The organism is Amycolatopsis japonica (genome assembly GCF_000732925.1).
Lineage (GTDB): Bacteria > Actinomycetota > Actinomycetes > Mycobacteriales > Pseudonocardiaceae > Amycolatopsis > Amycolatopsis japonica.
Genome location: NZ_CP008953.1, coordinates 3,239,391 through 3,251,367, shown reverse-complemented (window position 1 = coordinate 3,251,367; position 11,977 = coordinate 3,239,391). Strand labels below are relative to the sequence as shown.

8 protein-coding genes and 2 tRNA genes are annotated in these 11,977 nt (G+C 69.7%); 3 read left to right on the top strand and 7 right to left on the bottom strand.

Annotated features, from left to right (window positions below; translation table 11 throughout):
* Positions 1–585: a TetR/AcrR family transcriptional regulator gene (locus AJAP_RS15285; protein WP_038512042.1), complete on the top strand. Its 585-nt coding sequence runs from the start codon at positions 1–3 to the stop codon at positions 583–585.
* 159 nt (positions 586–744) lie between these two features.
* Here the strand turns inward: AJAP_RS15285 and AJAP_RS15280 are convergent.
* From AJAP_RS15280 to AJAP_RS15250, 7 genes are all read right to left on the bottom strand, one after another.
* Positions 745–816, bottom strand: a tRNA-Val gene (locus AJAP_RS15280).
* A gap of 36 nt (positions 817–852) precedes the next feature.
* Positions 853–927, bottom strand: a tRNA-Val gene (locus AJAP_RS15275).
* A gap of 79 nt (positions 928–1,006) precedes the next feature.
* Positions 1,007–2,851 (bottom strand): serine/threonine-protein kinase, encoded by a 1,845-nt coding sequence (locus tag AJAP_RS15270; RefSeq protein ID WP_038512039.1) that lies wholly within the window; start codon positions 2,849–2,851, stop codon positions 1,007–1,009.
* A 9-nt stretch (positions 2,852–2,860) separates the two neighbouring features.
* Positions 2,861–4,744 carry a serine/threonine-protein kinase gene (locus AJAP_RS15265; RefSeq protein ID WP_038512036.1) on the bottom strand — a complete coding sequence of 628 codons (1,884 nt, stop codon included), beginning with the start codon at positions 4,742–4,744 and terminating at the stop codon, positions 2,861–2,863.
* Between the two features lie 49 nt (positions 4,745–4,793).
* Positions 4,794–7,016 (bottom strand): heavy metal translocating P-type ATPase, encoded by a 2,223-nt coding sequence (locus AJAP_RS15260; RefSeq protein WP_038512034.1) that lies wholly within the window; start codon positions 7,014–7,016, stop codon positions 4,794–4,796.
* 199 nt (positions 7,017–7,215) lie between these two features.
* Positions 7,216–8,337, bottom strand: a complete 1,122-nt coding sequence (locus AJAP_RS15255) for a DUF6801 domain-containing protein (protein WP_038512031.1) — start codon at positions 8,335–8,337, stop codon at positions 7,216–7,218.
* Between the two features lie 64 nt (positions 8,338–8,401).
* A complete protein-coding gene (locus AJAP_RS15250; RefSeq protein WP_038512028.1) occupies positions 8,402–9,634 on the bottom strand; it encodes a DUF6801 domain-containing protein in 1,233 nt (410 codons plus the stop codon).
* Positions 9,635–10,121: 487 nt separating this feature from the next.
* Here AJAP_RS15250 and AJAP_RS15245 point away from each other — a divergent pair, with 487 nt between their 5' ends.
* Complete coding sequence (locus AJAP_RS15245) at positions 10,122–10,694, top strand: hypothetical protein (RefSeq protein ID WP_038512025.1); 573 nt, start codon at positions 10,122–10,124, stop codon at positions 10,692–10,694.
* 35 nt (positions 10,695–10,729) lie between these two features.
* Positions 10,730–11,947: a lipase family protein gene (locus AJAP_RS15240; RefSeq protein ID WP_038512023.1), complete on the top strand. Its 1,218-nt coding sequence runs from the start codon at positions 10,730–10,732 to the stop codon at positions 11,945–11,947.
* Positions 11,948–11,977 lie beyond the last annotated feature (30 nt).

Sequence of the window (11,977 nt, the reverse complement as noted above, 5' to 3'; positions counted from 1 at the left end):
ATGGCCCGCACGAAACAGCAGCAGCGCGAAGAGACGATGGAGGCGTTGACCGCCACCGCCCGGCGGCTGTTCGCCGAGCACGGGTACGGCAAGGTCGGCCTGGAGACCATCGCGCAGACCGCCGGCGTCAGCAAAGGCGCGCTCTACCACCACTTCAGCAGCAAGGCGGAGCTGTTCCGGCACGTACTCGGCGTCGTGCAGCACGACGTCGGCGAGCAGATCGCGCGGGCCGCGGACGCCGCGCCGGACTCGTGGGCCGGACTGCTCGCCGGCTGCCGCGCGTTCCTCGCCGCCGCGACCGATCCGGAGACCCAGCAGATCATGCTGCTGGACGGTCCGTCGGTGGTCGGCTGGCAGGACTGGCGCGAACTGGACGCGGAGTCCTCCGCCCGGCACCTCGCCGAAGCCCTGACCGGCCTGATGACCGAGGGCGTCCTGGCGAAGCGGCCCGTCGAACCGTTGGTACGCCTACTTTCCGGCGCGATGAACGAGGCCGCCGTCTGGCTCGCCCACTCCCCCGACCCGAAGGCCGACCTCGCCGCGACCATGAACACCCTGACCCCGATGATCGAAGCGCTCCGCTAAGCCGAACTCGCGTGTTCAGAGACGGAACTCGCGTGATTGGGGCCGGATCACCGAGTTCGGCGTCCAATCACGTGAGTTCCGTCTTCAATCACGCGAGTCACGTGTCCAGGCACAACGCGAAAAGGCCCCACCCGATGCCGGGTGGGGCCTTCACTGCGGTGGGCGATACTGGGATCGAACCAGTGACCTCTTCGGTGTGAACGAAGCGCTCTCCCCCTGAGCTAATCGCCCGCGGTACGAACTTCGGTCCACCGGAGGAAGCGAACCTGGTGCGCGATACTGGGATTGAACCAGTGACCTCTTCCGTGTCAGGGAAGCGCTCTCCCGCTGAGCTAAACGCGCGTGGTGTTTCGTTCGTACTGGCGATAGCTTAGCGGACCCCGTTTTCGGGGCCTCACAGGGGGTTACCCATCCGCGAGGCTCAGGGTTTCGGCAGGCGGGACGCGATCGAGCCCGCGATCTCCTTCGCCCGGTCGCAAGGGCTTCCGCTCCCCTCGCGCGCCAGGAGCCGGACGGCGACGTGTTCGACCTCGCGGTCCGGCAGCGGCCGATGCTGCCACGTGACGGCGCAGTTCGAGCCGCCGAACTCTCGCATGTCACCGGTGACACCGCTGCCGAGGTCGACCGGCGATCCCTCCGGCGCGTAGGCGCCTCGCTGCAGTTCGACCGTCAGCGTGTCCCCGCCGCCCACCCACTCGCAGATCCGCAACGTCCGCGGGGCGGGCTGCGTGTTGGGCATGGTCCTGCCGAGTACCGCCGGATCGGCGACCGCGCACGGGTCGAGCGGCAGGAGGCTCGCCGGGTCACCGGCGCGATCGACCTCGTGCGTACGCAGCCGGGTGAGCGCGGCGCTCAGCACGTCGTCGGCGGCCTTGCAGGGATCGCCCTCCCGCCCCGGATGGGAGACGACGACGCCGAGCCGCCGGTCCGACGGCAGCTGCACGACCGAATCGCAGCCGCCGCTGATCGTGCTGCGCAGCAACGGCAGCCCTTCGGCCGTGCGCTCCGTCCGTTCGACGCTGCTGGTGCTCACCCCTTCGCCGAGCCGCAGTTCGAAGCTGACGCCCTTGAGTCCGGTGTACTTGCAGCGGGCCGGATAGATCGGGCTCGTTTCCGGTTTCAGGGTGCCGAATTCCTGCACGAACCGGCCCGCGAGCACCTTGCACGGATCCACCAGCCGCAGACGTTCCGCGGCGAGCGCATCGTTCGCCGACAGCGAGGTGACCCCGGGATTCTCGGGTTTGGCGTGCTCGGCGATCGCGAGGCCGAGCGCGACCATCCCGGCCACGACGAGCAGGACGACCGCGGCGAGCGAGCCGAACAGGATCTTCTTCGTCCGGGGCGCCATCTTCTTGGGCGGCGGCCGCCAGATCGGCAGCGGCAGCGCCAGCACTGAACGCACCTCGTTGTCCTGCTGGCGGATCCGCGCGTGCACGGCCGGCGGCCAGGGCGCCGCACCGGGCGGCACGGGGCCGAGGAAGTCCAGGATCTGTTCCGGGGTCGGCCTCCGCGCGGGCTCCTTGGCCAGGCACGGTTCGGCGAGCTGCCGGATCTCGTCCGGGACGGCGCTGAAATCCGCCGCGCCGTGCACGACGTTATACAGCGTTTGCGGCGCGGTCGGGCCGGTGAACGGGCCGCGGCCGGTCGCGGCCATGACCAGGATCGCGCCGAGGGAGAACACGTCGCTCGCGCCGGTGATCTGCCCGCTGCCCGCCTGTTCCGGGGACATGAACGCGGGCGAGCCGATGATCGCGCCCGTCCCGGTGAGGTCCTGCGCCTCCTCCGCCACCCGCGCGATGCCGAAGTCGATCACCCTCGGACCGTCACTCGTCAGGATGATGTTGCTGGGTTTGAGGTCCCGGTGGATCAGCCCGGCACGGTGGATCTCGGTCAGCGCCGCGGCGAGCCCGGACGCCAGCAGCCGCACCGACTCGGCGGGCAGCGGTCCGGCCGCGTCCACGGCCTCCTTCAAGGACGGTCCCGTGACGAAGACCGAGGCGAGCCACGGGGTTTCCGCTTCCGCGTCGGCGTCCATCACCGCGGCCGTGTAGGCGCCGGAGACGAGCCGCGACGTGGCGACCTCGCGCCGGAACCGCTCACGGAAGCGCGGGTCGTGCGCGAACTGGGCGTGCAGCTGTTTGACCGCGACGAGCCTGCCGTCCGGAGCCAGGCCGAGCACGACGCGGCCCATCCCGCCTTCGCCGAGTTCGGCGATGATCCGGTACGGGCCGATCTGCCGGGGTTCGCCGGGGTTCAACGGTTTCACTGACCAGCCCTAGGGTTTCGGAAGTTTCTGCAGCAGCACCCCGGCGAAGGCCTTGGCCTTCTCGCAGGCTTCGTCGGCGGTCATCTTCGTACCACTCGTCCCGACGGTCAGCTCGACGTTCTCCCCGTCGCGGTCGCTGACGGACCGATGCTGCCAGGTCAGCGAGCAGCTGGAGCGGGCGATGCCGTCGTCCTTCTTCGCCAGGTACACCTTGGCACCACCGAGATCCAGGGTGGCGGTCCCCGTGTAGTACGAGTCCTTCGACTGGACCGGCGGGTACGCCCGCACGAGGCTCAGCCGGACACTGCCCGCCGCGTCGTACCGGCACTGGTGCAGATGTTCGCGGATCGTTTCGACGACCGGGCCGATCAGCCGGTCCGTCGTCACGGGGCCGACCAGCGCGCACGGGTCCAGCGGCGCCAGCGTCCCGGCGGGGAGCTCGCGTTCCTGGCCGCCCGCCCGGATCCGTTTCACCGCGTCGGTGAGCGCCGCCTTCACCACCGAACACGCGGCGTCCTTTGTGGACATCGAGTTGACATCGACGGTGAGCTTCGTGTTCGGCAGGCCGGAGACCGGGACGGCGACCGCGCACGCGTCGTCGGATCCCTTGACCCGCAATGGAAGTCCTTCCAGCTCGCCGCCCGCTTCGCCTTCGACCAGGTCGCCGCCGATCGCGAGCTCCAGCCATTTGCCCGCGGGCGAAGAGTACGTGCACGAATCGAACTGTATGTCGATCTTGGTGCTGAGCTTGCCGAACCCGGGCACGTCGCGTCCGTTCAGGACCTTGCACAGGTCGACCCGGCGCAGGTTGTCCGGGCCGAGCGGGTCCTGGTTGACCGGGGTGGCGATCGGCTCGTCCGGTTGCGGCGGCGAACTCGGTGCGACGGCGGCCGGCGGCGAATCGTCCGAAGACAGGGAGACCGCCGCGACGACGCCACCGACGAGCAGCACGACGCCGGCCGCGGCGAGCCCCGCGTACAGGCCACGCCGGGATCGCTTCGGAGGCGGCGGGTTCAACAGCCGCCGCACCTCGGCCTGTTGCGTCGCGATGAGGTGCGACACCACCGGCGGCCACGGGCTGGTGACCGGCGGGATCGGGCCCAGCCGCTCCAATACCCAGGCCGGGGACGGCCGGTCCGCCGGGTTCTTCGCCAGGCACGGCTCGACGATCTGCCGCAGCTCGGGCGCGAGGTGCCGCAGATCGGGGTGGACGTGGACGACGTTGTACAAGGTGTGCGGGGTGGACGTCCCGGTGAAGGGATTCGTTCCGGTCGCGGCCATCACCAGCAGCGCGCCGAACGAGAACATGTCGCTCGCCGGGGTCAGCGGCTTGCCCTCGGCCTGTTCCGGCGACATGAACCCGGGCGAACCGATGACGGCGCCGGTGTGCGTGAGTTCGGAGTCGCCTTCGACGGCGCGGGCGATGCCGAAGTCGATCACCCGGGGACCGTCGCCGGTGAGGATGACGTTGCTCGGCTTCAGGTCGCGGTGGATCAGCCCGGCCCGGTGGATGTCGCCGAGCGCCAGCGCGAGCCCGGCGGCGAGATGCCGGACCGCCGTCGGAGGCAAGGGACCGCCCGCGGAGACGGCATCGGACAAGGCCGGTCCCGGCACGAACAACGAGGCCAGCCACGGTGTCGGCGCGTTCGGGTCGGCGTCCATGACCGGAGCGGTGTACGCGCCGGACACCAGGCGCGAGGTTTCGACCTCCCGGCGGAACCGCTCGCGGAAGCCGGGGTCGTGCGCGAAACCGGGATGGACCTGTTTGATCGCGACCAGGCGCCCGTCGGACGAGGTCCCCAGCAGCACCCGGCCCATCCCGCCCTCGCCGAGCGCGGCGAACACCCGGTAGCGCCCCACGCCGGTGGGTTCGCCGGTGTTCAACGGCTTCACGAAGGCCCCCTTGTTCCGAGGGGCGATGGTACAAAACCACCCGGAAGTGTCACGCGGCGCGTCGGTCCGCCCGGCCGAAGTCCTTGAGCCGGAGGCTGTTGGACACGACGAGCACGGACGACAGCGACATCGCCGCCCCGGCGATCAGTGGGTTCAGCAGTCCCAGCGCGGCCAGCGGGATCGCGGCGACGTTGTACCCGAACGCCCAGAACAGATTCCCCCGGATGATCCGCAGCGTGCGGTCGGCGAGCCGGATGGCGTCGGGGACCACGCGCAGGTCTTCGCGGACCAGCACCATGTCGGCGGAGCGGACCGCGATGTCGCTGCCCTGTGCCATCGCCATGCCGAGATCCGCGGTGGCCAGCGCCGGACCGTCGTTGATCCCGTCGCCGACCATCGCGACCCGCGCTCCCCCGGCCCGCAGTTCCTCGATGACCGCGGCCTTCTCCGCGGGCAGCACCCCGGCGCGCACGTCGGAAACGCCGGTCTCGTCCGCGACCACGCGGGCGGCGGTTGCGTTGTCGCCGGTCAGCAGCACGGTCCGCAGGCCGAGCGCGTGCAGGGCGTCGACGGCGGCCCGCGCCGACGGTTTCACGACGTCCCGGACCTCCAGGTGCCCGGCGATCCGGCCGTCCACCGCGACGAGGATCGCCGTCGCGCCGTCCGCCGCCGTGAAGTCGCAGGGGATCCCTCGCTCGGCGAACAACCGCGCGTTGCCGACAAGGACGTCGTGTCCCTCGACCTCGCCCTGCGCGCCGAGCCCGGGCAGCGCGGCGAAGCGTTCGACCGGAGGCAGGTCCGGCAGCTCGGCCCGCGCCGCGGTCACCACGGCCGCCGCGATGGCGTGTTCCGAACCGGCCTCCACGGCCCCGGCGAACCGCAGCAGCTCGCCGATGGTGAACCCGTCGGCGGGGCGGCACGCGGTGACGGTCATCTTTCCGGTCGTGACGGTGCCGGTCTTGTCCAGTACGACGGTGTCCACCGTGCGGCTCGCCTCGAGCGCGTCCGGGCCCTTGATGAGGATGCCGAGCTGGGCGCCGCGGCCGACCCCGGCCATCAGCGCGGTCGGCGTCGCGAGCCCGAGCGCGCACGGGCAGGCGATGATGAGGACGGCGACGGCCGCCGCGAACCCTTCGCGCGCGGGTGCCCCGCCGAGCAGCCAGACCGCGAGCGTCAGCGCGGCCACGCCGAGCACGGCGGGGACGAACACCGCGCAGATCCGGTCGACCAGACGCTGCACCGCGGCCTTGCGGGCCTGGGCGCGTTCCGCGAGCGCGGTCATCTGGGCCAGCTGGGTATGCGTGCCGACCGCGGTCGCGCGGACGACGAGCCTGCCGTCCCGGTTCACCGAAGCGCCGATGACCCGGTCCCCGGTGGTGACCTCCGCGGGAACCGGCTCGCCGGTCACCGCGCTGACATCCACAGTGGACAGTCCGTTGTGGACGACACCGTCGGCGGCGACGGCCTCCCCCGGCTTGACCACGAAGAGGTCGCCGACGGCCAGCTCGCCGATCGGGATCATCCGCTCGGTGCCATCCCGCAGAACCCGGACGTCCTTGGCGGCCAAGGCGTCCAGCGCGGCCAACAGCCCGGCGGCGCTGCGCCGGGATCGGCTCTCGAAGTACCGGCCCGCCAGCAGGAAGGTGGTCACCCCGGCGGCGACGTCGAGATAGATCGCGTCGGCACCGGGCGCGGTGGGGCCGAAGCCGATCCAGTAGCCGGGTTCGGCGCCGCCCGCGAAGGCGGACCAGGCCGACCACGCGAACGACGAGAGCACCCCCAACGACACCAGAGTGTCCATACTGGACGATCGATGCCGGAGGTTCCGCAACGTGGCACGGTGGAACGGCAGCGCGGACCAGAACACCACGGGCACGGCCAACGCGAGGCACAGCAGCTCCCAGCCGGGGAACCGCAGCCGCGGCACCAGGGCGAGTGTGATCGAGAGGTTCCCCAGCGGGATCGCGAGCAACGCGGCGACGACCAGCCGCCGCCGGAGATCCCGGACCCTGGCGAAACCGATGTCCGGATCCTCGTCGCCGCGGATCTCGGCCGTGTAGCCGGATTTGCGGACCCGCTCGATGAGCACTTCGTCGGCCAGCGTTTCGGGGACCTGCACGGTGGCCCGCTCGGTCGCGTAGTTCACCGACGCGCGTACCCCGTCGAGTTTGTTCAGCGTGCGTTCCACCCGCGCCGAACAAGCGGCGCAGGTCATCCCCGACACGGTCAGTTCCACCGTGCGGACGGCGGACTCCGGCGCGGAAATCGTCATTTCGTGGCACTCCCAGGTTTCACCGTTGGTTCCTCGGTGGTGGAACAGGCGTCCCTGGTGGTGTCGCGAGGCAGATTACCGGCGGCGGGAACCGGACCCGCCGCCGGGCCGACTACTGCGATGGTGGTGGAAACAGGTGTCTCAGGTCAGGCTTCGGTACAGGTGGTCGTGAGTGCGTTCAGGGCCTGCCGCGCGACCACTAGGCCTGGCGCGGGGTCAGCGCGAGTTCGAAGGTGTTGCCGTCTCCCTGGAAGAGGGTGCTCACGTACGAGGTGAACGCGCCGCAGCCGGTGAGCGGCGCCAGCGAATAGGTGCCGGCGAGCGCGCCGCCTTTCGCCATGGTGAAGCCGTCACCGGTGCGCAGTTCCGCCGTCGACGGGGCCGACGTCCGGCAGGACGGCCCGGTGCTGACCGGCATGCCGACGAGCGTGACGAGCGGGAGGACGGTGGTGAACCGGGGTCGCGCGACGAAACCGGTCCCGGCGAGGTCGCCGCCCTGCGGTCCTTCGGCGACGAACTCCAGATCGGCCGAGCCCGGCAGGAAGCCGAACAGCCGGAAGTCGGCGTGCGCCTTGTCGAACACAGGGCCGCCGCTGAACACGGTGGCCGCGGTGGGACTCAGATCGAAGGTGCCGGTGAGCGGCGCGGCGGCACCGAGGGCTTTGACGCCGGTCTTCCCGGCGACCGCGTACCGGTGCCCCGCGGGTTTGTCGCCGAGTTCGAAGGAGAGCAGGACCGGGTCCTGGCCGGGGTCGAGCGCGCAGTCCGAGGTGAACGAGCCGAGCCCGGTGAAAGAACCATCGGCCTTCTTCGGGGTGAGACGGGTTGTGAAGTCGCCGACGGTGAGTGTCGTCTTGCCCGGTTTCGCCAGCGTGATGGTCGGGACGGAGCCGGTCGCCACCGTGCTGAACGTGCCGGACGGCGGGAGATCGGTCTTCGCGACGTTCAGCGGGAGGCGCACGGGAAGCGGGTTCGCGTCGCCGTTGACCAGTGTCACGCCCGCCGCCGCGGTGCCTTCGATGGTGGTGGCGCCGACGAGGTTCAGCCCGCGGGCCGCCTTGTCCGGCACGGTCACGGTGATGGTCAGCCCGGACGTGGTGAGCGTGCCGCCGGGCGCCGTCGGCACCTCGAAGTCGGCCTTGATGTTCACGTCGAGCTTCTGCAGCCCGATCAGCGGGAACGGGCAGGTGAACGACAGTTTCTTGTCCACAGGCGTGCCCGCCGCCGCGCTGCGGACGGCGACGAACAGCAGGCAGCCGGCGGTGATCAGCACGATGAGGCCCGCCGCGAGCAGCATCCGGACGTTGGCACGAAGGGGCATGGTCGCCTTCCCGAAAACGGCACCGGTCCCCGTCGCGGGAGGCGACGGGGACCGGCTGCCTGACTTACTTCTTGGTGAGGTTCAGGTCCAGCGTGTTGCCGTCGCTCTTGGCGAACGCGCTGACCCAGTCGTTCAGCTGACCGCAGTTCTGCAGCGCGGACAGCGAGTAGGTGCCGGTGAGCTTCCCGCCCTTGAGCAGGTCGAAGTCCGGACCCGTGGTCATCTCGCTGGTGGACGGGCTGACCGTGCCGCACTTCGGGTCGGAGCTGATGGGGATCCCGAAGATCTGCACGCTCGGCAGGAACACGTTGAACTTGATGTGCGCCTTGAACCCGGTGCCGACGAGCTCACCGGTCTGCTTGCCGACCTGTTCGACCTTGATCTCCGAACGCCCGTCGATGAACCCGAACAGCTTGAACTGGGTGGACGACGGGTCGAGCTTCAGGTCACCGGTGAACGTCTTCGACGCGAGGTCCACGTCCGCGTCGAACCCACCGTTGATCGCGGCCGTGCTGCCGAGCGACTTCAGCGCGGTCTGTCCCTTGATGCCGAACGCGTACTTGAGTCCGCCGCCACCGGGGGTGGAGGTGGGCGGAGTCGTCGGCGTGGTCGGCGTCGTGGGGGTGGTGGGCGTGGTCGGAGTGGTGGGTGTGGTCGGCGTGGTCGTGCCGCCGCCCCCGTCACCGATCTTGATCGTGGCCAGGGTGTTGTTCTGGCCGGGATCCTGCGTGCAGGGCGCGTCGATCGTGCCGTCCGGCGTGATGCCGGTGACCGAACCGTCGGCCTTGCGCGGGGTGACCTTCAACTGCAGGTCACCCACGGTGATCTTCGCCTCGCCGGGCTGGTTGAAGGTCAGCGAAGGCGTCTTGCCCGCCGCGTTGACCGTCATCTCGCCCGAGGTGGGGATGTTCTGCTTGGCGATGTCGTTCGGGACCTTGACCGGGAGGTTGAGCCCCGGCGCCGCCACGTTCGCCGCCGCGATGGCCTGGCCTTCCAGCGTGGTCGCACCGATCAGGTTGAGCCCGCTGACCGTGTCCGCGTTGATCGTGGAGACGGCCTTGATGTCGAACGTCCCGGTCGGCTGACCGGTCTTGACCGACAGCGGAAGATCGGTGTTGATCACCACCTTGAGCGACTGCGACCCCACGAGCGGCAGGTTGCAGTGATAGTTGAGCGGGAGCGAGATCGGATCGGCGACACTGGACTGTGCCCCGACCACGAGTACCGCGGTGGCAAGCCCCACGGCACCTGCGGCGGCGGCGGCGACCGCCTTCTTGGTTCCTCTACGGTGACTCACGATCGTCCTTCCGTGGTATCAACGATGATACGAAACGGCGTACAATTCCCCAGAGCAATGAATATCGGCCCGGGAGAATTCTCCGGGTAGCGACGATGTCTGACGGATCGCAACCGAACAGTAAACTAACGACGCGTCCGCACCGCTATCAAGTGCTTCCCCGGAAAAGTTGACGCGCCATCGGTAAATTGTCACGCTGGCACGGTGCGCCGGGGGTGTTCCTAGTAGCGACACATGGGTTTCCCCAGTTCAGAGCCGGATGAGGTCGTTCGCGGAACCGCTGACGAGGGTGACAATCGCGTCCCGGAAAACTATCTCGCGCGTGCCAAACCCCCTTTTCCGGCTCGCACCCGCCTTGCCTGCCGTAATCTTTCGTGAGTAACCTCGCGGTTCAGCAAGCCGGTCGCCGCCGACCATCGCGGAATCCCGCTCGTCGTGCCGCGGCAGGCCCTCTTTCGCCGAATTCGACGGGGAAACCATGAAAAGAATGCGCCGCACGGCAGCGCGAATCGCGTTCGCCACCGTCTCCGTGACCGCCGCGGCGGTCCTGCTGAGCGCCTGCGGGTCGGACGACCCGGCCGACGCGGGCAGGCACGCCGACCCGGCCGCGCTCGCGTGGGTGGACAAGGTGTGCTCGGGCGTCGCGACGGGCTCGGCGAAACTGTCCCAGCCGCCGGCGTTCGACCCCGCCAACCCGCAGACGACGAAAACCGCCATGGTGAGTTTCCTGAACTCCCTGTCCGCCGCGCTCGACGACATGGCGGGCGGGATCCGGAACGCCGGCGTGCCGCCGGTCCCGGATGGACAGTCCGCCGTGGACAAGGCCACCACCACGCTCGGCGAGACCAAGTCGAAGGTGTCCGCCACCCTGGCGCAGATGCAGGACGCGAAGGTCACCGACCAGGCGAGCCTGCAGAAGGTGGTCGCCGACGCGGACAGCACGATGAGCGGGCTGAGCGAGCCGGAAGGCCCGATCAAGCACCTGCGCACCAACCCGGAACTGGATCTCGCGTTCACCGAGTCCACGACCTGCCGCCAGGTCTACGGCGGCAACGCCTGATCCCCGACCCGCCACCCCGCCCTGGAGGCCCGGCCGTGCCGACCCCGTTCCCCCGCCCGTCCCGCCGGACGCTCGCCGTCGCGCTGGCGATCGTCCTGTCCGCCGGTCTCCTGACCGTGCTGACCGGAAGCCCGGCGAGCTCCGCCGTCCCGGCGGCGTCCGACGACTCGTTCTACACCCCGCCGTCCCCGCTCCCGGCGGGCAAACCGGGTGACATCATCCGCTCGCGGGTCTCGAAAGCCGGTCCGCGTAAGGATTCCGTCAACGCGTGGCAGGTCATGTACCTGTCGACGAACGCGCTCGGGCAGCCGGACGCGGTGACCGGGACCGTGCTGGTGCCGAAGAACGTGGACCCGGCGAAGGCGCCGATCGTCTCGTTCGCCGCCGGTACGCACGGTCCCGCGTTCACCTGCACGCCGTCGAAGATGATCGACATCGGCGCGTTCTACGAGCAGTCCGGTCTCGACGACGCGCTCGACGCCGGGTACGCCGTCGCCCTCACCGACTACGAGGGCTACCGCCAGGATCCGAAGACGACGTACGTGGTCGGGCGTTCGGAAGGCCCGGCGGTGATCGACGTCGTCCGTGCCGCGCAGCGTCTGCCGGAGTCGAAACTGTCGGCCGACGCCAAGGTGCTCTTCCGCGGGTACTCGCAGGGCGGCGGGGCGGCCGCCTGGGCCGGCGAACTGCAGCCCACCTACGCACCGGAGCTGAACCTCGTCGGCGTCGCCGCCGGCGGTGTGCCCGCCGACCTCGTCCAGGTCACCCTGCAGCTCGACGGGAAGTTCGGTTTCGGTGTCTTCGCCTACGCCCTGATCGGGTTGGACAACGCCTACCCCGAGCTGAAACTGGACTCGTTCCTCAGCGACAACGGCCGCGTGAAGCTGGCGGAGATGCAGAAGAGCGCGTGCACGTTCGAACTGCTCACCACCTACGCGAACAACAAGATCGCCGACTACACGACCAGTGCCGGGTATGTGCGCCCGGAATGGGTGAAGCGCCTCAACGAGAACAAGCTCGGCGGCACTCCCCCGAAGGTCCCGGTGTTCCTCTACCACGCCACCCAGGACCAGCTCGTGCAGTTCGCCCAGGCCGACGCGTTGCACAAGGCCTACTGCGCCGCCGGGGTCAAGACGACCTGGAAGACCTTCGAAACCGATCACATCACGGCGGTCTACACCGGGAACGCCGACGTGCTCGCGTTCCTCAAGGACCGGGTCGCTGGCGCTCCGGCGACGTCGAACTGCGCCTGACACGCCGTGTCCTCTGTACCTACTGGTCCG